A 21,314-nucleotide genomic window follows, 5' to 3' on the forward strand; every position below is an offset into this window, starting at 1 on the left:
CCTAGTCTTCCCTCTGGCTGGTCTGCGATGCCGCGGGAATGGTGACACGGCGGGACTTCTGGCGTGCTTCGGTCCGGCGCAGGCGCGCGGCCTCTGGCTCCCAGATCTGAAAGATGCGCCCCACACCCATGAATGCGGCAGTAGAGACGTCCTGCAACCCGGCGTGTTCGCGCAGGAAGTCGGGCAGAATCAGGCGGCCTTCGCGGTCGGGTTCCATGGGGTAGGCATCGGCATAAATGGCGGCGGCAAGGTCGTCATGCTCGTCGGAGAACATGTCCAGCCGGTCCAGTGGTTCGGTCAGGCGGGCAAAGGCCACGGCTGGCCATGCCTCAATGCAGGGCAGCGTATGGGAGGGGCGGAGAATCACCAGCGCATCGCCTTCCTTCTGCTGTGACTTGAGAACGGAGCGGAACCCAGCAGGAATCGAGACGCGTCCTTTTGCGTCGAATCGATTTTCATGCGTGCCGAGGAACACACTCACGAAGTTCAGAAGTCCTTTTGAGCCAATGGTTTCGGTTCCTTGGAGGCGCGGGGAACATGGGACCGCAACCACTTTTATGGTCTGTCGTGGGATAGCATGGGATAGCATGGGACGCAAATTAAAAGCGAAGAAAAAACAGCAGAAAACTGCCGTTTGTAAAGTATTCATACTTTGTTGGAGAGTCGCGTGGATGTATTGATCGCGTAGAATCGAACGCGGGGAAGACATTGTTTGTTCATGTTATGTTCTTTTGTAGTCAAAATAACCTGTAAACACCCATGCGCAGCCTGTTTTACAGGGGAGAAAGAAGGGAAAATGCCAGACGGTCTGTAAGCCGGGTTCTGTCTAGCCCAAAAAGGGCCTGGACGATCATTCCTCTGGGACATGTCTTGCAACATGCCTCACGCGACCAACCCGAACGACGGGGCGGGAGAACCCCCGAAACCCTAAGGTTTCTGCCGTTCCTATTCGGTCTTGCTCCCGGTGGGGTTTGCCGTGCCTCCCCTGTTGCCAGCGGAGCGGTGCGCTCTTACCGCACCGTTTCACCCTTACCTTCAGCCCGTCCCATGGTTTCCCATGGTATGGAACCTGGAAGGCGGTCTGTTTTCTGTGGCACTTTCCCTAAGGTCACCCTCGCCGGTCGTTAACCGGCACCGTTCTTCCCGTGGAGCCCGGACTTTCCTCCATCATACGCAAAAACGCACAACAGCGACCGTCCGACCGTCTGGCCCGCGCACCCTGCGTTGACGGCTGGCGCAGGTCAAGGGCTTTATGTTGGAAAAGCGCTCTTGGCAGGAGCAGGCAAGGCTGCACATCATGCGCCTATGTCTGATTTTCTGGTTCCCGCATCCGCTTCAGCCCCACTTCGGCCCAACCTGCCCTCACGCGTGCTGCTGGGGCTGATCCGCTGGCAGGAGCATCGTCAAAAACGCCGGTCCAGACAGAACGCAGGGCAGGGTAACGAAGATCAGGGGCCGGGCGGGGCACAGCCTGTGGCGTCACTATCCGGGCCGCAGCATTTTTTAAAAGTGCTGCGCAAGGCTATGGACACGCCTTCCTTTCCGCAGCGTCTGTCCTCCCTGCCGCTGCGCAGGGTGGTGAGTGTGCAGGTGCCGGGGGCGACAGGCGTATTGGCGGCACGGCTTTACATTCCGTATGGGCGTGTGCGTGGGGCGGTACTGTACCTGCACGGAGGCGGGTTTGTGCATTGCGGCCTGAGCTCTCATCACGGCATATGCTGCCGTCTTGCGCGGGGGTCGGGTGCGGCAGTGCTGCTGCCTGATTACGCACTGGCTCCTGAAAATCCTTTTCCCGCAGCGGTGGAAGATTCCCGTGCGGCACTGGTCTGGCTGGCTGGTGCTTCTGCACGGCATTGGGGGGGGCAGGTGGCGGTTGCGGGGGATAGTGCGGGGGGGAATCTGGCTGCCGTTCTGGCGCAGGAGGGGCGGGCGGGCGTATGCCCCAATCCGGCCTTGCAACTGCTGTATTACCCATCGCTTTACGGGCGTAATAATCTGCCATCGCAGACCGTATATGGGGAAGGGTATTTTCTCTCCCGCCGCTCCATGGAGTGGTATGCCACCCAATACATCCAGCGTGAGGAGGACTGGACGCACCCGCACTTTGTGCCCGGCCACACGGCTGATCTGGGCGGGGTGGCCCCGGCAGTTATTGTGACGGCGGAATGTGACCCCATGCGGGACGAGGGACAGGCCTATGCCTCAGCCCTTAAGCGGGCGGGGGTGCCGGTTCTGTACCGCTGCTACCCCCGAACCCTGCATGCGTTTCTTAACTTTTATGCAGTCATGCCCCACGGCAAGGCGGCACTCCGCTTTGGCGCGCGCGCATTGCGCAAGGCATTTGCTGCCAGAGCATAAGGCCCTGCGTGGGGGCGGATGGGGTTCTGCTCAGGGAATGGGGTGGAACTGGCCGGGTGAGCCCTGGTCGGAGAGGACAATCCGGTTCATGCGGTCCACCTTGAGTGTGAACAGTCTGGGCAGTTCCCCCTTGGGAGCAGGGCATGTGCCGGTGCTTTTTTCCATCACGTCAATGCGCGATGCCGTGGGCTGGTCATTGCCGTTGACTACAAACAGCAGGCAGTCGGGCCTGTCATGCGTCATGCCGTTCTGGGTGATTCTGAGCCGCAGATGCTGGATCAGAGCCGTATCATCGTACCAGCTCTGGGCAGAAAACGTGTACCGGTCCACCATGCGCTCCAGTATGCCGCTTTTGGCCAGCACGATCATGAGCAGCGTAAGCGGGAGCACCATGGCCAACCGGCGTAGAACATGCTGGCGCAGGGTTCGCTGGGCAAAGGGGCCGCGTTTCGGCTTGGGGGCGGGTGTGTTGGTGTCTGTCATGTCAGCATATCTTCGTGCCACAGGGCGCCATCGCGGGCCAGCAGGGAGCGGGTGGAGGCTGGACCCCAGCTTCCGGCGGGGTAGGGTTCCAGCGGGGTCATGGCATGCCGCCATGAGTTGAGAATGGGTTCAATCCACTGCCATGAGGCTTCAACCTCGTCACGGCGGATAAACAGGGCGGGGTCCCCGCGTACGGCGTCCAGTAAAAGGCGTTCGTATGAATCCTGATATGTGACCGAAAATGCATTTTCGTAAGACATGCCAAGTGTGGCATTGCGCACACGGAACCCGCCTGCACCGGGGTCGCGCACGGCCATGACAAACGAGAGTTCCTCACGCGGGGCAATGCGGATAACCAGCCGCCCCGGAGAGGGCATGTTGGTAAAGATTGGCCATACCTGCGGGCGGAACTGGATGACAATTTCGGTGGTTTTGGTGGCCAGTCGCTTGCCGGTGCGTAGGTAGAAGGGGGTATGCCCCCAGCGCGCAGTGCGGATTTTGGTGCGGATGGCTACAAAGGTTTCCGTGTTGCTGGCACGACCGGTGCCCAAATCCTCATTATAGCCGGGGACGTCCTGGCGTTTGATCTCGCCTGCCACGTACTGCCCGCGAATAACGTTGCGGCGCACCATGTCCGGTGTCATGGGGCGCAGGGCGTTGAGCACCTTCAGCTTTTCGTTGCGCAGATCATCTGAGCCGAGCGAGGCCGGGGCATCCATGGCTACCATGCACAGGACCTGCAACAGGTGGTTTTGCACCATGTCGCGCAGGGCGCCCGATTCATCGTAATAGGAGCCGCGGCTGCCCACCCCCACGGTCTCTGCCGCCGTGATCTGTACATGGGCTATAGCCTCGGACGACCACAGTTTTTCCAGTGCGGGGTTGGCAAAGCGCAGGGCCAGAATGTTCTGGACCCCTTCCTTACCCAGATAATGGTCAATGCGGTAAATGGACGCTTCGGGGAAGAACTGCCCCACACCCTGATTAATGGCGCGTGCGGTGCCCAGATTAACGCCAATGGGTTTTTCCAGCACCACACGGGAGTGCTGGTTAATCAGGTTATGCCGGGCCAGTGCTTCGCAGAGCGGGGAGTAGAGCGCGGGGGCGGTGGCCAGATAAAAAACACGGGGGCGATCGTTGTCGCCCAGCAGGGCGTCAAGTGTCTGCCAGTCTCCGCCGGGTTTGAGGGCATCGAGCGTAATATAGGTCAGCAGGCCCAGAAAATGGCGCAGGGTCTGTTCGTCCCGCGCGCTCTCGGGGGCGAACTCGCGCAGGGCGGCCTCGGTCTGTTCACGGAACTGCTCCGTGTTCAGCTCCGTGCGGGCAATGCAGATGATCTGCGCGTCATCACTGAACTCCTGCGCATGGAAGCGGCGCAAAAAAGCAGGAAGCAGCTTGCGGCGCGACAGGTCACCCGTTGCGCCAAAAATAACAAAATCAAAAGGTCCCGTGTGATTGACCAGAGCCATGGAAAAACATTCCCGCAAGGGTGGTGGGCAGGGCCGCCGTCAATATAAGGCGTTTGCAGGCGCTGTTATGCCACAGCGCACAAAGGCTGCTCCGCTTATGGAAGGCTCAGGACGTGTTTGCAAGGGCTAGAATGGTGTGTGATCATTGACCCCGTGCACACAGCACGATAAGCCCGCGCCTTTGGCAAGCCGCAGGATACGGGTTTTGGGTCTTCCGTATTTCTGTGTCTGAGATACGATGTGCAACAAAGGGAGCCGAACATGGATGGCGAACAAGAAGACGCAGCAGTAGGCGGTATAGCCGCAGACCGTCTGAGAAGCATTATCGAACGGGTTGAACGGCTCGAAGAAGAACGCAAGGCGCTGGCAGGCGACATCAAGGACATTTTTACCGAGGCCAAATCCGCCGGGTTTGATGTCAAGGTCATTCGTCAGATTATTCGCCAGCGCAAACAGGAGCCTTCGGAAGTGGAAGAGCAGGAAACCCTGCTGGACATCTACCGCCGTGCGCTGGGTATGTAAGATCATCCACGCAGGCGCAACACAGGGTCGGGACGGCTTTTGATGATGACATTGTCTTTTCCCGAATGGGTGCCGTTATGGGGCCAGTTGCTGGTTCTGGCGGTGGGCATTGTGTTCGGGCTTGCGTTTATGATGATGCCTTTTGCCGTTTTTGGCGTCAAAGGCAGGCTGGCTGAACTCTCCCTCCAGATGGAGGAACTTCAGGCGGAGTTGCGCGCGCGCGCCATGCAGGCCAATGGCGTGCCGGATGGGTATGCGGGGTATGAGGCGGAGCCGCCTCTCCCCTTTACCCGCCGTGCGGAGAACGGGAGCAGGCCCGTGGTGGAGGAGGTGCGCCCCCCTGTGGCAGAAAAACCAGCCACCTCACGCGGTGTGCCTGTTTTTGCGGAACTGCGCGCTCCAAGGGTGTCGGATGCCTATGAGGCCCGGCAGGAAGCACCTCCGGCTCCCTCAATGGAGGCCGATACCTGTAGGTCTTCTCCGGTCAGGCGCATGCCCTGGCATGAAGAGGGGGACGGACCGCCGGAAAAAAATGCCGAAACCCAGCGCCGCCAGAGAGCGCCGGACGCCAATCAGGAAGCTTACAGGCCCGATTTCTCGCGGGAGGGCGGGCAGCCCCGTTCTGCCACATCCAGTCCGCGCTACGATGACCACACAGGCCGGGCCGAGCCCGTGCTGCATTTTCCCTCCCGTAACAGGCCCTGAGGTCGAGTGTTGCGGGGCGGTCGCTGTGGTGGCCGTGGTCTGCTACGTCAGACCATAACAAGGTCATCACGGTGGATGATCTCATCACGTCCCTGCCAGCCCAGAATACTGGCTGTCTCGCTGGAATGATGCCCGGCTATGCGGCGCGCATCTTCCGCATCATAGGCGGCAAGGCCGTGGGCCAGTATGCGCCCGCTGGCATCCACCACCTCCACCAGATCACCCTGTGTAAAGCTGCCCTGTATGTGCAGAACGCCCGCAGGCAGCAAGGAGCCACCTTTGCGCAGGGCTTCGGCTGCCCCGGCATCCACCTTGATTTCCCCCGCGGGGTTCAGGCTGCCCGCGATCCACTGCTTGCGGCCCGTATGCCCGTTGCTCTGGGGCAGGAACCACGAGCAGCGCGCACCATCCATAAGAGCCTGAAGCGGGTGCATGGTTTTGCCAATGGCAATGGCCATGGCGCAGCCCGAGCGTGTGGCTATGTTGGCCGCCAGCAGTTTGGTGCGCATGCCGCCTGAAGAATACCCCGGTGGCGGCTCGCCACCCATGGCTTCGATTTCTGGCGTCAGGGTTTCAATAACAGGCAGGTGCCGTGCGCTGGGGTTGGTGCGTGGGTCGGCTGTGTACAACCCGTCAATGTCGGAGAGCAGTACAAGCTGGTCTGCATCGGTCATCTGCGCTACGCGGGCGGCCAGCCGGTCGTTATCTCCAAAGCGGATCTCGGCTGTGGCAATGGTGTCGTTCTCGTTAATTACCGGCACACAACCCAGTTCCAGCAGGGTATTCAAGGTGGCGCGGGCGTTCAGGTAGCGTTTGCGGTCTTCGGTGTCTTCGGGGGTCAGCAGCAGTTGGGCGGCTGTCAGCCCGTGGGCGGAAAGGGCGTGGCTCCAGGCCTGTGCAAGGCTGATCTGGCCCACGGCTGCGGCTGCCTGCTTTTCCGCCAGCCGTAGCGGCCCGCCTGCAAGTCCCAGCGCATGCCGCGCCAGCGCTATGGCCCCGGAAGACACAACGCTGACCGCCACCCCCTGTTTGCGTAAAACCGCTATGTCTGCGGCAACGCTGGCCAGCCACTCCTGCCGTGGAGCAGCTTTTTGGGGGTCCACAACCAGAGCACTGCCGATTTTGATAACCAGCCGTTTTGCATGCAGGAGTGAGGGGCGGGGGCTGTCTATGGTCATGGGCTTATCCGTTGGGGGACAAGGCCCCCTCCAGCTATGGCATTGCAGAGTGGCGGGTCAGGACTGGTCTTGCGCGTCCTTGCGGGCGGCGGTCACTTTATCTTGCAACATGCGCAACAGTTCTGGAACACCCTGCTGTGTTACTGCAGAAATCAGAAGCACAGGGGCGCCGCTGGCTTTTTGCAACGCCGCACGGCGGGCAGACGCCTCACGCGGGGTCATGGCGTCTGTCTTGTTCAGGGCAATAATTTCCGGTTTCTCGGCCAGACCGCCGCCATAAGCCGCCAGTTCGTGGCGGATGGTGCGCCATGTCTCCACCACGTTGCCTGCGGCACCGTCAATCAGGTGCAGCAGCACGGCGCAGCGTTCCACATGGCCCAGAAAGCGGTCGCCCAGACCCGTGCCTTCATGCGCGCCTTCGATCAGCCCCGGAATATCCGCCACCACAAATTCTTCGGTCATGGACAGGCGTACAACGCCCAGTTGGGGATGCAGGGTGGTAAAGGGGTAGTCGGCAATTTTTGGGCGTGCTGCGGACACAACAGACAAGAAGGTGGATTTGCCAGCATTGGGCAGGCCCACAAGCCCGACATCCGCAATCAGCTTAAGGCGTAGCCATACCCAGCGCTCTTCACCCGGCCAACCCTTGTCCGAGCGGCGGGGGGCGCGGTTGGTGCTGCTTTTGTAGTTGGCATTGCCAAACCCGCCATCTCCCCCACGGCACAGGGTTACGCGTTTGCCTGCCTCGTCCAGATCGGCCAGCAGGGTTTCGCGGTCATCATCCATGATCTGGGTGCCAATGGGTACCTTGATGACAACAGCAGGGGATGCCGCACCCGTGCGGTCCGAGCCAGCACCATTGCCGCCCTTGCGGGCGCGGAAATGCTGGGTGTACCGAAAATCGATCAGCGTGTTCAGGTTGGGAACGGCTTCGAATATAATGTCCCCCCCACGACCGCCATTGCCGCCATCGGGGCCACCGAATTCGATGTATTTTTCCCGACGGAAGGCTGTCACACCATCTCCACCGTCGCCTGAGCGAACGTAGATTTTAGCCTGATCTAGAAACTTCATGACATACCTTCCGCCCCGGAACACGAAAAAGGGCCGAACCTTCCGGCCCGGCCCTGTTTTGCGTTCCAGCTACGCTAAAACGTAGGCTGGAAAAACCCCAGCCTGCTTATTCGGCTGCGAGGGGCAGCGCATCAACAGAAACGTGGACGCGGCCTTCTGCGCGGCGTTCAAAACGCACATTGCCCGGAACCAGAGCAAACAGCGTGTGGTCGCGGCCAACGCCAACGTTCACGCCAGCCTTTACCTTTGTGCCACGCTGGCGAATGATAATGTTGCCAGCAAGAACCTGCTCGCCACCAAACTTTTTTACACCAAGGCGGCGTCCGGCGCTATCGCGCCCGTTACGGGATGAACCGCCAGCTTTTTTTTGTGCCATGACCTAAGTCCTCCGTGGTCTAACCGGCCTGTTGTTTCCCCTAGGGGAAATCAGGCGGCGTTAATTTCCTGAATGCGCAGAACGGTAACCGGCTGACGGTGGCCGTTTTTGCGGCGGCTGTTCTGCCGACGGCGCTTCTTGAAGATAATGACCTTCTTGAGGCGGTCCTGAGCGATAACGGTGGCCGTTACCTTTGCGCCAGCAACTGTGGGAGCGCCAATGGTTGTGCCGCTCTCGCCACCAACGGCCAGAACGTCATCAAAGGTGATGGTGGAGCCTGCTTCGACTTCCAGCTTTTCAACCTTCAGCACCATGTTGGGCTCAACCCGGTACTGTTTGCCGCCAGTGCGGATAACTGCGAACATAAACTGTCTCTCTTTCCGATCTCTTGACTCTCGCGGCACCTTGGGCACAGGCGAAAAATCAGCTCGCTTTTTATTCTTTGGCCGCGACTTTGCACGACATGCTTCCATCTGTGTGGATTAGCGGGGCTTTTACTGGCAGACTCGCAGCCACGTCAATAAAGAACTTGCGGTCTGGCATGATTTTGGCAGTGGGGCAGGGTCAGGCCGTTGCGGTTTTGGTGTTCCGGGCCACAATCTGCTCGACGCGGGCCAGAATATCCTGACCGATCCGGTCAAAATGCTGCGGGCCAAAACGGGCCAGTACTGTGGTGCGCGCGTGTTGGCCCATGGCTGCCAGATGCTGGGGCTGTTTGAGCAGGTCTTCCAGAGCATCGGCAAGGGCCGCGCTATCCTGCGGTGACACAATACGGCCAGTCTGAGGGGTAATGGAAGACGGGATTTCCCCCGCATTGGAGGCAACGACCGGCAGGGATGCCAGCATGGCTTCGTGCGCGGCCAGACAGAAACCTTCCCACAGGGAAGGCTGGACGTAGAGATGCAACCGGGACAGAAAAACCGATGGGTCCCTGATGTGCCCCACGAGCTGTATGGGCAGCCTGCCCTGAGCGATCAAGGCCTCAAGATGGGGCCGCTCTTCTCCTTCTCCGCCAATCAGCACTTCAAAAGGGGGGAGAGCAGAGCGGGTTTGCAGTATGGCAATGGCCGCGCATAGCGTGTCATACCCCTTGACCGGGTGCAGCCGGCCCAACGTGCCAATGCGTACAGGTGTGCCGGGTTGCCAGGGATGTGCGGTGGGAACCGTGGGGTCTGCCCTGAAAATGGGCCATTCCACAAGCCTGTCCGGGGGAATGCCCAGGGTGCGGCGCGTTTGTTCCGCCACGCAGGAAGAGTCCGCCACCCACAGGGCGCTTCTGTTTTTGAAGCGGCGCAGCAGGGCGGCATTCAGGGGTTTGAGCCGTGCAGAATGTTGCCAGCTCACAACGGGAATGTGCTGCCATTGGCCAATCACCTGCCCCAGCAGAGTGGCCCGGCTGAGCGATGTCCAGATAACATCGGGTTTGTAGGCGCGCATTTGCTGGTGCAGCCAGCGCAGGGCAGCGAGATGGTCCTTGCGTGAACCGGGGCGGATATGAAGTTCAAGCCCTGCGTTTTCCAGCGGCTCAATAGCCAGACCGTTGCGCCGCGTAAGGGCAAAAACCTCAACATGGTGCCCGGCGTCCCGCATGACTTGTGTAATGGCCGGAACGGGGAGCGCCGCACCACCGCTTTCTACGGAGTTTATAATGTATGCGATTTTCATCGGTGTGATTTTTGCAAAAAACGCATAATGGCATCCGCCGCTCCGGGGGATGTCGGGCTTCTGTCCTGATGTTCAAAGGTTTCAGCAACATAGGCGCGCTGCCTGCCCTCGAACTCATCCTGACGGATAAAGGCATCAGAAAGTGCCTTGCCCAGTTCATTGGGGGTGTCGATTACCTGCCCCAGTGTCCAGAACCGGTAGTCCTTGTTATTCTGCCAATGCGCATGATGGGCATTGAGGAAAATGCATGGTCTGGGCCGGATCAGGAACTCGGCAACCTGACTGCTGACATCCCCCAGATAAAGATCAGCCGCCATGGTGTAGGTCATGTCTATGCTGCGGGTGCTGCCGGTATCGATCAGGATGTTGGGATATTTGGCAAAGCGCCTGACCAGAGCTTCGGCCTGTTTTTTGTGGCCATTGAACAGGCGGTAATGGGGGGCACAGATCAGATTGTAATGGTCCTGATTGGCAAAGTAGTTCAGGATTGTTTCACCGAACTGGTACCATGATGTCAGACTGCGCGAAAAATGCGGGTTGTACAACACAACGGGTTTGTCGTTATCAAACAGGCGGGCCTGCTGCTTGTGCAGACGTTCCACAATATCGAACTTGGCGTAAGTGCCCATGTGGTAGTCGCCGGGGGTTATAAGACCCCGTTCAAGCAGCCGCTGTTCCACTTTTTTGCCGGAGAGAAGCACAAAATCAAACTGCTTGATATCGTCAGCAAATCCAATGGCGCGGTCTCCCGCACCGTGGCGTGTCCAGATATACAGGGGCTTGGTCACCCCCATGCGCTTGAGGTAGAGCGATGTCCGCTCCGGTACGACAATAGCCTGAAACTGTTTGAAGTAATGGCGGCTGAAAAACAGGGAAGCCAGCCGTTCAAGCGGGCCGGGTCCATTACGCTCGACCAGTCTGCCAAGCCATGCGGGAATGGGGAGCAGGTCATAGATGATCTTTGCCGCCGGGTAGAGCCGACCTAGCGAGCGGGCATAATCAAGATGATTCTGGGTTGGGCAGGCAACATGCACTTCCGCATTGGGGTGGCGGGCTGCCATTTCAAAAGCGATGGGAAGGGAGTGGAGCGTCTGGTGCGGCTGGGCAATCAGCAGAAAAACCACTTTTAGCGTTTTAAGGGCGCTTTGTGGCGGTGTCTGTGCTGCCGACACGCCATAAGGACTGCGCTCCATACTCTGAAGGTGTTTCTGATGATCTGTCATATCGAAAAAACATGGCGGCACAGGCACATAGGTCAAGCTGCGGCTCTTTCCTCTTGGGACGCGGGCACCATAACCCGGCTACCACAAACACACCTCAATTCTATTCAGCATTTGGTAAAGACATCTATAGTGCACGCTGACTTGCACCAGATAGCGCATAGCGTCAAGACGCAAACACCCTCAGTAAGGGTCTGAACAAACACATAAACTCTCACTTAATATGGATGTTTGACACATATCTTGACCGTCTTGCCCGCAGGAGAAGGAAAGGCTGCGATTGCTGGGCCAGTGGAGGTGATGCAACAGGAGCAGGCTCTGCCACAGGCCGGTTATTTACCACAGGAAACCGGTTCATGTTCCTGCGGATCAACGCTTGCGTATTCGCGCCAGCACACCTATAACGCATTCCCACGGAGAGGTGCCAGAGCGGTCGAATGGGGCGGTCTCGAAAACCGTTGTGCGAGCAATCGTACCGAGGGTTCGAATCCCTCTCTCTCCGCCAATGATTCCAATGACTTAGATGGATGTTCCTGATCCGTCCAAGGTTATTAAACCCGCTTTTTTGCGACAATTTGCGACAAGCGCTAAAATCATCCCCAGAAACGAGCAAGGTCTGTTCGTCATGGAGATGACAAAAATGGCGAAGCATACGAAGACGAAAGAGCCGGGAATTTACTATCGCGGCCCGGCTCAGTATGAAGTCAAAATCCGACGTAAAGGCGTGGCTGTAAGCCGCACATTCGATACTTTTGCTGACGCTCTCCAGTTCAAAGCGACGAAAGTCAGTAAAATTGACGGTGACACGTTCATCGACAAAACGCGGGAGAGGCGGACAAGGCTATCCACAGTCATTGATCTTTACATGACAGAGGAAAGCCCGAAGAAACGCGGCGTCAAGCAAGAGATCAACCGTCTTCTTGCATGGAAAAAAGAAGACATCGCCTCTTATCCCATTATCTCGGTTGAAATCACGGATATTGTCGCATGGCGAGATCGTCGTGTCAGTGAAGGCAAGGCGCCCTCCACTATATATAATTCACTGAATCTCCTGTCGGCTGTCTTCAAATGGGCACGTCAGCATGGATACAAGGTCGATAATCCATGCGAGGGGGTGGCCAGGCCCAAAGCCAATGAAGGGCGTTGTGTCGATTTGACGGACGCGAACGAAAAGAGATTGCTGTCCGCTTGTGACGATGGACCGATCTGGCTGATATGGGTCGTCCAGATCGCCATGCACACCGCCATGCGCCAGGGTGAGATACGCGCCTTGAAATGGAAGGATGTCCACGAGACACATATTCACATCCCTCGATCCAAAAACGGCTCTGCCCGCGATGTGCCGCTTACCAGTGCTGCTTCAGCGTGCATCAACGCTATGCGAAATATCCTGCCGCGCCGATTGGATGGTTGGGTTTTCGGCGATCCTGATGCCGATGCGGATGATGGCGGATTCACAACATGGCACGTCCAGTATCATTACCGTACTGCGATAAAGCGTGCCGGTCTGGCGGGTGAATTGACCTTCCATGATCTGCGCCATGTCGGATGTACCCGCCTTGCACCATTGCATCGAGATTGCTTTGAACTCGCGAAAACTACAGGACACAAAGACCCACGCATGTTGATGCGGTATTACAACCCCAGCATTGTTGAGCGTGTCGCACAAATCAGGGCCAGAGAAAGGGCGTTAGTGACTGGGTGACGGGCGTAGGTGCTATTTCATCTCCTTTCCAAGGCCAGAACCGCTGACTTGTGGAAGTCTTATCTGACGAGATCATGGATAACCACGAAACACGTCTAGGTGATTGGGTGCCAGCACTAAATAAAACACCTTCAAGTGGTTTCTGTAACACAATAACGGCGGGTATAGTCCAGCATCCGGTTTTTGGTCATGTGCTGTCTGTGGCATCATGCTCATTTCTGATAGAATGGCTGACAGACTGTCGCAGCTCTCCTCCTGAGCCTTCATAGCCGTCTCGTATCTTTCAATCAGGTCGTGGTAGAGAGCCAGAAGGTCCGTCTTTGGTGGGGTGTTGCGTCTTGCCTGCTCTGAAAAGAAAAGCCGTCCCGTTCTGGTGTACAGGGCAGTTGCACGTTCGCGGGCGATAGTTTATCAGAGGTATGAAGGGCAAGGGAAATCTTGGTCTTGTCCAACAGAGGACAGAGCATTGCCGGGACGATGCGGCGGAAGTGACAACGAGGCTATCCTGTGCGTCGGGACGGAATGGCGCGGAGCATGGAGTTTTCCCATTATGGGAAAACTCCCTCTCGGACAAAACACCTCTGTTTTTTCAATAGCTTGTGGTACGAACTGCGGGACTCGAACCTTCATAGTCCTGCACTGTCCCGCAGTTAACCTCTTGAAAAGACGAACAAAGTGTTCTGCCGTCACCTTCGGGGTTGAATTTCTGGTAGGCATTTTGGTTGAACATTATGGGAAGGTCAAGCCGGGCAAAGGGGCCGCATTCGCGGTGTTGCAGAGTGTGCGAATACGCTATGACTGCATGAAGGTATGAAGCGTAGCAAAGGGTAAAGAGCAGCATGTTGTATCTCACGCCATTGGAACGGGCTCTTGACCGCTTGAAAGAAGGCTGGGTTCGGCATGAGGGCGCACCAACAGATGAACAGCTACGGGATGGTCTGATACAGCGCTTTGAATTTACCTATGAACTTAGCCACAAAACCCTGAAGCGGTTTTTGGAACAGAACGCGGCCTCGCCAGAAGAATATGACCGGATGGGATTTCCAGACCTTATTCGCTCCGCCAATGAAGCCGGTCTTCTAAAAGGCTCGTGGGCTGAATGGAGCGTGTATCGGAAGATGCGCAATTTAACGAGCCATACCTATAACGAGATAACGGCACGGCAGGTTGTGGCAGGTATCCCTGACTTTATAGAAGAGGCTGCATTCTTGTTGCAGGTCCTAAAAGAACGCACAGCATGACATCTGCTTTGGCTCTTTCCCCTAAAGAAACACTTATCGTCACAACTCTTCTCAAAGAGTTTGTGCCAGACAAAGAGGTTTGGGTGTTTGGTTCTAGAGCAAAAGGAACTGCCAAGCCGTATTCAGATTTGGACCTTGCGGTTATTGGCGAAGAGCCGCTGCCTTTACGGGTGCGTGTCGGTTTGGAAGAGGCTTTTTCTTCCTCTCTGCTACCTTGGAAAGTCGATGTGCTGGACTGGGCAACAACAGATGCAGTCTTTCGCGACATTATTCAGAAAGACCATATTGTTATTCAAACACCCTTAGAAAATCTCCGCTAAAAAAGCATTCCCTGAGCGCCCCTTTCCCCGTCGTCCCTCGTTTAACAGTCTTCTGAAAATACCTTTTTAAGGTAGGCTGTTGAGAACCTATCACGAGCTAAAAAGCCTTTTCCGGCGCTAGAGCCTGCCACGGATTGAGGGGCATCACATTCTCGGCCCGGTCACTTGCAGAAAAGTTGGTTACCTTAAAGCCAGCCGTGCAAACCAGCGGACACGTTGTGTTCCGATGGTTTGCAAACTGGTCAGGGGGAAAGCGTTGCTTTCCCCCGTGAACCCCCTTTTCTGTGGTGAAGGAGTGCCTTGCCATGTCTGTCAGACAATCCCCAAAAACCCATGGCCGGTGCCATGATATGCGTATCCGCCTGTCCGATGCGGAACATGCTGTTTTAAAGCGTGCGGCATGTGCCGCTGGTGTCACCTGTTCGTCATGGCTGCGGTCTGTGATGCTGGCTGTTGTCGCCACAAAAAGCCGACATGATGCCCTTGTTGTTGCCTTGCAGGAGGTGGCGCATCAGCTCTCGGCCATTGGCAATAATCTGAATCAGATAGCCCATGTTTTAAACGGTGGCCGCAGTGCCGATGTTGGGCAAACCCTCCTGGCCGTCGATAACGCCACGGCTTATGCCCGTTCTTTGCTACGGGAGATACGGGTATGATTATCAAGGCCTCTCGTATCACAGCCGAAAGCACGCACCGGCATCTGTTCCGCCACCTTATGCGGACTGACGAGAATGAAGAAGTCAGGATCGTGCAGGGCAGGGAGTTTGCCCTTGCCGAGGCGGTCAAAGATGCACGTCACGCCAAACGGCGGTATGGTCTGCGTCATGTTATCCTCAGCCCGGAACAGGCGACATTACCTGAGACATTTCAGAAAATAGTGACACTTTACCAAAGTGAATTTGGGGCTGACCCACCCTTGATGATTGTAGAGCACCAGAAAAAGCGGGCTGATGGTCAAAGCTATGACCGGCACTGGCATGTAGTGTTTGCTGAAACCCTCACTAACGGACGCAGTCTGGACTCTCGCTTTATCCGTATCAGGAACGAGAAAGTGGCCCGGTTTACAGAACTGGCCTTTGGTCAGCCTCTGACATCAGGCAAGCATAATGATGCGGTCATCAGGGCGCTGGAAGCGTCTTCCAATCCCCATATGCAGCGGGCCGCCACAGACCTCAAGCAGGCATTTTGGGGAGAAGGCCATACGCCACAGTCAACATTTACGGACAAGGCCCATCAGGTCACGAAGCGCAAAGCTGGGAAATCAGTGTTGCCAGCCATGAGAACGCACTTGCGCAAACGTTGGCAGGAAGAGGGGAGGGTCTTACTTTCTTTTATCGAAAGGGTAGCTGAGGAGGGGTATCTTATTCGAGAGGGAGACAAGCCTGACGTCTGGTTGATTGGCAAAAATGGAGGCGCTCATCTGGCTTTGCATCGTGTGCTAGGGCTGAAGAAAAAAGAGCTCGTCGCCTTGTTGTCGGATGCCAATAGACCTGTTCCCCTATCCCCACCGCGTTTGACGGTACAAGCTGTCAAAGCGAACAAACCACCCCCAATAGCCGTACCACCGGACTATGCCCAAAAGCTTGAAGCATTAAGGCAACGTATTCGGCCCAGGTGGAAACGGTCTGAGTGTCGGGCGGAATTAATTGCCGTGCCCTACCAAAACATGGTGCGACGGCTGGAAAACAGCACGCTGGGAGAGATGCTGGAGCGGCTGCTGGCAGCCCTTATTGCCCGAATGCTGAAGGCACTGTTTGGGTTATCTATAGAGGTGCCCCCCATAACAGCAGACGAGGCCAGAGAGCGGATTGCAACAGCGTGCGCGGAGGCTGCCTATTTACGGCAGCAGGACGTGCAGGAGCATTTTGCGTCACCAGAAGTGCAGGCCGCCCTGAAAGAACGCAGGCTTTTGAAGCAGTGCCTGGTGTCAGCCAATCCGGTAACGCGGCAGGCGATGCGGGCCGGATCATGGGGAGAGGCAGTGATGAGTCTAAGAAGTGAGCCGCGTGTGCCAGGTCACGCTGTGCCAAAATTACCGCTGCTGGAGACGGTCTCTGTAGGTTCTGGCCTTGCGGGGGCCTGAACTGGTTTTGCTGTCAAACATCTTCATGGTTATGGTCGGCTAACGCCTTCATGTCGGACATGGTAGCCTACCAATTCGCCGTCGCAAAGCAGACTCAACATTGCTGGAAGGCTTGTGTGGTGAAGGACGCAACCCCAAACGCTGCGAAAGGTTTATCTACTGACCGCTTTGTAGAAGCTTACCGAAAGGCTTTCCCTGGTTTGTCTTTCGGGTTATGTTTTTCGATGATTTTTATCAGGCGATATGAGCCTTTGGAACGGAGTAATAAAAATGTCTGATTATATTAAAAAAGGCGACAAAAAATTAGTTCGAAAATCATCGGTATTTTTCCCTATGGGGATTCGTGCAGGCCACGCGAAAGAAATAATGATTATTGATTTCTTGGACCCTGAGTTTCAGGGAGAAATTATAAACTCTGTTGCCCTTACAAAAGACACCGCAGGTTCCCTTGGGCAGGCAATTCAGAGGTTTTTAGAAGATGGAAATTAAAACATATATTCCGAAACTTGCATCGCAATATATTTCCAAAAATATTACGCCAGATGTTTATTCAAAAAATAGTGAAAAACTAAAAATACATTATATTCAATGTATTTCTGATGTAGATTATTCTGATAGGAAATTGGAATCTGATAAATTTTACTCTAGAATAGAAGGGGATTTGCCTTTTCATTCACTTTATACGTATTTCGATGCCTTGTTAGAGATTCCTTCTTGTAAGGATGAAGTGCAAAGATTTGTGAATGATTGTCAAAATAAAATTGAGGAAATTTCCTCTCATGGAGAGGTCGCTTCTTATATTGGTCAAATAAGGAGCATGCTAAAGATCGTAAATTTTATTTCTATTTTGCCGGAAAATTATTCAAGAATATATTTCATTAATACTGAAACAAAATCTGTTGGGGTTATTATATACGGCAACGGAACTTTAAATATAGAATTTAAAAAAGAAAATATTGCTCAATATACTCATGCGCTAAAATCGAAGCATGGTGGCATGCCTAGTTCAGACGGCCGTATAAAAATAACTAAACATCAAAAAAACTCTCAATATATAAAACATGCTTTGGATTTTATCCGATGAACGATGCATGCTCAATTGTAAGTTCCGTTCAGAATCCTGATATTTCCAAAAATATTATCCTTTACAGATATGTTAAAGCTAATGGACTAAATAAATCTGTTGATTGGAATGATAGTGCACTAGAAATAAAGCAGGTTAAAGATTTTATCTTGCCAGAAGTATTTATGAGGGAAATAAAAAATGGAATTTTGGAAGAATATATATCGGTATTATATTCAAATAAAGAAGACCGCTTACCTAGAATAAATCAATGCTTCAATTGGCTGGGGAAGAGGAGAAACAGTTTTCCAAATATATTTGGATTTATAGAGCTTGATATCAAAGCATTGCTTGGTGAAATAAATTCTGAAGGATTGATCGTAGAGATAAAACTACAAGACGCTGATTATAACTGTTTAACTGAGGAAGAAAAAAACAATTATGATGACGCGGTACATTATGGAATTTTCTATATGCCTAATGAAGATACAAGTGAAAATGAAATAATCATGAAACTTATAGAGTGTTTGAGAGAATGCCTTTTTGTTATATCAAAGGCAAAAAGTATGGAAGGTCCAATATATGAAATGCTTCCTAAGCAGGGAAAATTTTTAGAGCTATCTTGATTATTAAAATTCTGATCGCCTTATTCATCATCTACGCTCATGTAGGCGCGATCGATTTTATGCGGCTAAATGTTTCTTTCAAGTTTTTTATCCGTAAAGCCGACTTTCCGCTTCCCCTCCTGACTTGCCTGTCTGCTCAGTGATACAGAAGCAGACAGGCAGCAGTCGCCTCACCTCTGACAGAGAATTGCCCAGTTCATTTTCTGCATAGCAGACATGATTTATCTAACCATTTGACGGCGATGAGTGAATAAAAGGCTCATATGCGCATTCTACTCAGACAAAATTTGTGTATCTAACTTTTCACTTAGAATACTTTGTGTCTCCTAATCTCTATGGAGACCGCATAGACGAGCGCCTATTCAACTGCGGTGAGTGATGTCAGGCAGGTGCAAAAGAAGCAAGGTCAAGCTACCCTTTATCGTGGTTTGACCGCCCCCTGTTCCGAGATAAACCTATGGGACAACAGATGAACGCAGAGCAACTCACCGATATCTGGAACCAACGGGAAATCCCCGTGATTCTTCGTAGGACCGGCAAGGGCGAACTGCTGCGACTGCGGGTACCCTACGCAGAGACAAACCGGGCTTGGCTGCGGAACAACCGACGTACCTCGCCCGTCTGGATTGCCGACGAGCGTTACTGGGAAATACCCAAGTCGTGGTTCAATGACTTCGTGGAACGAGCCCTCGCAACCTTCGGTGCAGTCTACGTAGTCCAGCCTTACCGCGAGCAGGAGAAGTGTTCCCCAGCCTGCCTCAACGCTGTTGGACACGAGTGTCAATGCTCCTGTATGGGGCGCAACCACGGAGTCGGCAACGACGGGAGTTGGTTCGAAATTTCCGAGACGTTTGCCACGCGATGGGGTAAGCAGATGCTTGCCTGCCGCCTCATGAGGACGCGAGAAGAAGGTAGATGACTGTCGATCGGCGCACAGCGGAAACAGAGCCAAGCGGTAAATTGGGGGGCGGAACGTGACCATGTCTGACGGAGGACAGGATCCCAGCCCCGCCTCGCAGGCACCATCCGATGCCGAACTTGACGGTGTGGTCAACAAGCTGCAGTGCTCGATACAGGAGTGGGCGACACATCACGAATTGTGGTTCGACTGTGGCTTCCAGTCCTACGCTGATCGGGCCGAAGGAGAACCCGAAGAGACCCCCGTCGTCACGATCCTATACTTCAATGGGGACCTCGGACGCGCGCTCGACGGTGACTTTCATGGCCTTGACATGGAGTTCTGCGAACTGCTTGAGCGTCAGGGTTTCTGGTATGAGCGAAATGATAGTTTCAGCGCTCACATATATCCCCAGGACACTAGCCCGTTGTTCCAGTCTTTCCTCAATCGAGAGAACTGGCAGTGGGTGTGCGGACTAATCCAACAGTACGTCGCGGACGTCTATGAGGAGCTGTATTCGCACTTCGCGAAACGTCCGGAGGACCTCCACCGTCTGAACTGGAGGGAATTCGAGACGCTGCTTTTCCGAATCTTCCAGTCCCAAGGATTTACATGCGAGCTTGGCCCTGGCTCGAATGATGGTGGCATCGACGTCCGCCTACTACAGCGGGATCCATTGGGCGACATACTGACACTGGTCCAAGCCAAGCGCTATGCGCCGAAAAATAAGATCAATATGTCTGCGGTCGCAGCGCTCCATGGTGTTGCCGATGTCGAAGCGGCTCAGAAGAGTATTTTTGTCACCACCTCCAACTACCTTCCCTCAGCGAGAAGGTTTGCTGGCCGTACTCGCATCCCTATGACGCTTGCGACTTCAGCTGATGTTCGCGATTGGTGTCGCGACGCGAGCGAAGGGATCATCCGCGACAAATCGAAGCTAGTTACGCCCCAAGCAGTCTCTTTGTTACTCCAAAATCTCGCCCATCGAGACCCGCGCATCGTCCATGCGTCAATTGGCTACTCGGTTATCATGAACCAGTTCGCGATCATCCTGAAAGAAACGAAGCACGCGGCGCTACTAATGGTCATTCCTTCACAGACGATCTCGGATGACGGCTACGGGCAGAGGGGATATGAGGTGCCCGAGATTGGAGCAGCGTGCCTTGAACGCTTGACGGCCGATACCGTATTTCGTGCGAAAAGATCCCTCTACAACGGGAAAGTAAGGTATTGGAACGGTCGGGACCTGTATTCGCCATGGGATGGCGTCCCCAAACTCTTCGACCTTTACTAGAAACAAGTGAATGGCTAATTGTGACGTAGTTTAGTCAAAAGTTACTGTAATGTCGGCACTCGCAACCCAGTATCCGATCATAGGACAAAGTGGCAATTTTTCGGTATAAATTGAATTCAAATACCCATATTTTGCTCTTTAACGTTTTGTGAATCAAATGGTGCTTTGTGAAAGAATTCACACGTTCGTGGAAGGACTGAAATAGGAGGGAGCCTTCGTGAAGATCATCTCTTTGGATGTCTGGTTTTTCTGATTGGCCTCCGCAAAGCCGACAGACCACATTCCCCCCCCTAGATCTGCCGCATCAGCGTGTGAGCAACAGTTCTGCCATATCGTCTAGCCGAGCCTTATGTCGTTCCCAGTCTGGCATAACGCGCTCAAGGAGCGTCCAGAAGGTAGGGCCGTGATTATGTTCTTTGAGGTGGCACAGTTCATGCAGGATCACGTAATCAATGCAGTCTCTTGGCGCTTTAACCAGATGGGGGTTGAGTGTAATGGTACCGCCCGGTGAACAATTACCCCATTGGGTTTGCATAATCTGAAGCTTGAGAGCCGGGGCCTGTGTAACCCACAATGTGGAGGGCAGTAAGGCTTGCAGCCGTGCCTGAAACACCTGTTGTGCCCGCTTAAAATACCAAAGCTCTAATAGCTTTTGAATACGTAAGGGGTGGGGCTCTTGTACGCAAACGTCTAGCCGCCCACGCAGCATACGCACGGTTTCTGGGGTGTTAGGCTGATGATACACTTTCAGCAGAAACCGCCGCCCGAGATAGAAATGGCTCTCGCCACTTACATAGGCGCGTGGTGTGGCCTGTTCCTGCACAGCACGGAAGTCACGCAGTTTTTGCCATATCCAGCGGGTTTTCTGGTGTAACGCCTGCTCTAGAGCAGTGTCAGAGGTTCCCTCAGGTACAAAAGCCTGCACGCTCAGGTCTGGGTAGACTTTAAGGCGTAGTGTTGAACCAAGGCGGGGGCGCGGCAATAGCTCCACATGGATAGTGTCTCCCCCATAGGTTAAAATGCGCTCTGCCATG

23 protein-coding genes, 1 tRNA gene and 1 other RNA gene are annotated in these 21,314 nt (G+C 54.6%); 14 read left to right on the forward strand and 11 right to left on the reverse strand.

Annotated elements, in window-relative coordinates; translation table 11 throughout:
• Nucleotide 1: 1 nt before the first annotated feature.
• Entirely contained in the window at nt 2-481 is a 480-nt protein-coding gene (gene mraZ, locus PY793_RS03905; protein ID WP_275176810.1) for a division/cell wall cluster transcriptional repressor MraZ, read from the reverse strand.
• A gap of 314 nt (nt 482-795) precedes the next feature.
• Nucleotides 796-1,209: RNase P RNA component class A (rnpB, locus tag PY793_RS03910), an RNA gene on the reverse strand.
• A gap of 96 nt (nt 1,210-1,305) precedes the next feature.
• Between rnpB and PY793_RS03915 the strand changes: the two genes are divergently transcribed.
• Nucleotides 1,306-2,358, forward strand: coding sequence for an alpha/beta hydrolase (locus PY793_RS03915; RefSeq protein WP_275176811.1), 1,053 nt, complete (start codon nt 1,306-1,308; stop codon nt 2,356-2,358).
• 30 nt (nt 2,359-2,388) lie between these two features.
• Here the strand turns inward: PY793_RS03915 and PY793_RS03920 are convergent, their stop codons facing one another.
• Together PY793_RS03920 and zwf are read right to left on the reverse strand one after the other, a co-directional pair.
• Nucleotides 2,389-2,841 (reverse strand): hypothetical protein, encoded by a 453-nt coding sequence (locus PY793_RS03920; protein ID WP_275176812.1) that lies wholly within the window; start codon nt 2,839-2,841, stop codon nt 2,389-2,391.
• Nucleotides 2,838-4,310 (reverse strand): glucose-6-phosphate dehydrogenase, encoded by a 1,473-nt coding sequence (gene zwf / locus PY793_RS03925; protein ID WP_275176813.1) that lies wholly within the window; start codon nt 4,308-4,310, stop codon nt 2,838-2,840. The genes PY793_RS03920 and zwf overlap by 4 nt, the downstream gene beginning before the upstream one ends.
• On the opposite strand from zwf, the gene PY793_RS03930 reads away from it, so the two are divergent.
• The 3 genes from PY793_RS03930 to PY793_RS03940 all read left to right on the forward strand — a co-directional run bounded on the left by PY793_RS03930 (nt 4,309) and on the right by PY793_RS03940 (nt 5,537).
• Nucleotides 4,309-4,440, forward strand: a complete 132-nt coding sequence (locus tag PY793_RS03930; RefSeq protein WP_275176814.1) for a hypothetical protein — start codon at nt 4,309-4,311, stop codon at nt 4,438-4,440. The genes zwf and PY793_RS03930 overlap by 2 nt on opposite strands.
• A gap of 131 nt (nt 4,441-4,571) precedes the next feature.
• Complete coding sequence (locus PY793_RS03935; protein ID WP_086645576.1) at nt 4,572-4,832, forward strand: DUF2312 domain-containing protein; 261 nt, start codon at nt 4,572-4,574, stop codon at nt 4,830-4,832.
• A gap of 42 nt (nt 4,833-4,874) precedes the next feature.
• The gene (locus tag PY793_RS03940; RefSeq protein ID WP_275176815.1) at nt 4,875-5,537 is read left to right on the forward strand and encodes a hypothetical protein; all 663 of its coding nucleotides are present in this window, start codon (nt 4,875-4,877) and stop codon (nt 5,535-5,537) included.
• A gap of 47 nt (nt 5,538-5,584) precedes the next feature.
• Here the strand turns inward: PY793_RS03940 and proB are convergent, their stop codons facing one another.
• The 6 genes from proB to PY793_RS03970 all read right to left on the reverse strand — a co-directional run bounded on the left by proB (nt 5,585) and on the right by PY793_RS03970 (nt 11,053).
• Nucleotides 5,585-6,715: a glutamate 5-kinase gene (proB, locus tag PY793_RS03945; RefSeq protein WP_275176816.1), complete on the reverse strand. Its 1,131-nt coding sequence runs from the start codon at nt 6,713-6,715 to the stop codon at nt 5,585-5,587.
• 57 nt (nt 6,716-6,772) lie between these two features.
• The gene (obgE, locus tag PY793_RS03950) at nt 6,773-7,789 is read right to left on the reverse strand and encodes a GTPase ObgE (protein ID WP_275176817.1); all 1,017 of its coding nucleotides are present in this window, start codon (nt 7,787-7,789) and stop codon (nt 6,773-6,775) included.
• A gap of 106 nt (nt 7,790-7,895) precedes the next feature.
• On the reverse strand, nt 7,896-8,165 hold the full coding sequence (gene rpmA / locus PY793_RS03955) for a 50S ribosomal protein L27 (RefSeq protein WP_048854263.1): 270 nt from the start codon (nt 8,163-8,165) through the stop codon (nt 7,896-7,898).
• A gap of 50 nt (nt 8,166-8,215) precedes the next feature.
• Nucleotides 8,216-8,530, reverse strand: a complete 315-nt coding sequence (gene rplU, locus PY793_RS03960; protein WP_025826492.1) for a 50S ribosomal protein L21 — start codon at nt 8,528-8,530, stop codon at nt 8,216-8,218.
• 199 nt (nt 8,531-8,729) lie between these two features.
• The gene (locus PY793_RS03965; RefSeq protein WP_275176818.1) at nt 8,730-9,830 is read right to left on the reverse strand and encodes a glycosyltransferase; all 1,101 of its coding nucleotides are present in this window, start codon (nt 9,828-9,830) and stop codon (nt 8,730-8,732) included.
• A complete protein-coding gene (locus tag PY793_RS03970) occupies nt 9,827-11,053 on the reverse strand; it encodes a CDP-glycerol glycerophosphotransferase family protein (protein ID WP_275176819.1) in 1,227 nt (408 codons plus the stop codon). The genes PY793_RS03965 and PY793_RS03970 overlap by 4 nt, the downstream gene beginning before the upstream one ends.
• 412 nt (nt 11,054-11,465) lie before the next feature.
• Here PY793_RS03970 and PY793_RS03975 point away from each other — a divergent pair.
• The 10 genes from PY793_RS03975 to PY793_RS04020 all read left to right on the forward strand — a co-directional run bounded on the left by PY793_RS03975 (nt 11,466) and on the right by PY793_RS04020 (nt 20,280).
• A tRNA-Ser gene (locus PY793_RS03975) sits at nt 11,466-11,555 on the forward strand.
• 18 nt (nt 11,556-11,573) lie between these two features.
• Nucleotides 11,574-12,755, forward strand: a complete 1,182-nt coding sequence (locus PY793_RS03980; RefSeq protein ID WP_275176820.1) for a tyrosine-type recombinase/integrase — start codon at nt 11,574-11,576, stop codon at nt 12,753-12,755.
• Between the two features lie 839 nt (nt 12,756-13,594).
• Complete coding sequence (locus PY793_RS03985; RefSeq protein WP_061490355.1) at nt 13,595-13,996, forward strand: nucleotidyltransferase substrate binding protein; 402 nt, start codon at nt 13,595-13,597, stop codon at nt 13,994-13,996.
• Nucleotides 13,993-14,316, forward strand: coding sequence for a nucleotidyltransferase family protein (locus PY793_RS03990; protein ID WP_275176821.1), 324 nt, complete (start codon nt 13,993-13,995; stop codon nt 14,314-14,316). Before PY793_RS03985 ends, PY793_RS03990 begins: the two co-directional genes overlap by 4 nt.
• Before the next feature lie 305 nt (nt 14,317-14,621).
• Complete coding sequence (locus PY793_RS03995) at nt 14,622-14,972, forward strand: plasmid mobilization protein (RefSeq protein WP_275176822.1); 351 nt, start codon at nt 14,622-14,624, stop codon at nt 14,970-14,972.
• Between the two features lie 395 nt (nt 14,973-15,367).
• Nucleotides 15,368-16,399 carry a hypothetical protein gene (locus tag PY793_RS04000; RefSeq protein ID WP_275176823.1) on the forward strand — a complete coding sequence of 344 codons (1,032 nt, stop codon included), beginning with the start codon at nt 15,368-15,370 and terminating at the stop codon, nt 16,397-16,399.
• Nucleotides 16,400-16,669: 270 nt separating this feature from the next.
• Nucleotides 16,670-16,888 (forward strand): hypothetical protein, encoded by a 219-nt coding sequence (locus PY793_RS04005; protein WP_275176824.1) that lies wholly within the window; start codon nt 16,670-16,672, stop codon nt 16,886-16,888.
• The gene (locus PY793_RS04010; protein WP_275176825.1) at nt 16,878-17,483 is read left to right on the forward strand and encodes a hypothetical protein; all 606 of its coding nucleotides are present in this window, start codon (nt 16,878-16,880) and stop codon (nt 17,481-17,483) included. The genes PY793_RS04005 and PY793_RS04010 overlap by 11 nt, the downstream gene beginning before the upstream one ends.
• Complete coding sequence (locus tag PY793_RS04015; protein ID WP_275176826.1) at nt 17,480-18,088, forward strand: hypothetical protein; 609 nt, start codon at nt 17,480-17,482, stop codon at nt 18,086-18,088. The genes PY793_RS04010 and PY793_RS04015 overlap by 4 nt, the downstream gene beginning before the upstream one ends.
• Before the next feature lie 980 nt (nt 18,089-19,068).
• The gene (locus PY793_RS04020) at nt 19,069-20,280 is read left to right on the forward strand and encodes a restriction endonuclease (RefSeq protein WP_275176827.1); all 1,212 of its coding nucleotides are present in this window, start codon (nt 19,069-19,071) and stop codon (nt 20,278-20,280) included.
• A gap of 304 nt (nt 20,281-20,584) precedes the next feature.
• Here the strand turns inward: PY793_RS04020 and PY793_RS04025 are convergent, their stop codons facing one another.
• Nucleotides 20,585-21,313: a M48 family metallopeptidase gene (locus tag PY793_RS04025; RefSeq protein ID WP_275176828.1), complete on the reverse strand. Its 729-nt coding sequence runs from the start codon at nt 21,311-21,313 to the stop codon at nt 20,585-20,587.
• Between the last annotated feature and the right edge of the window lies 1 nt (nt 21,314).

The sequence above is a fragment of the Acetobacter fabarum genome (assembly GCF_029069195.1).
In the GTDB taxonomy this organism is placed as follows: Bacteria; Pseudomonadota; Alphaproteobacteria; order Acetobacterales; family Acetobacteraceae; genus Acetobacter; species Acetobacter fabarum_A.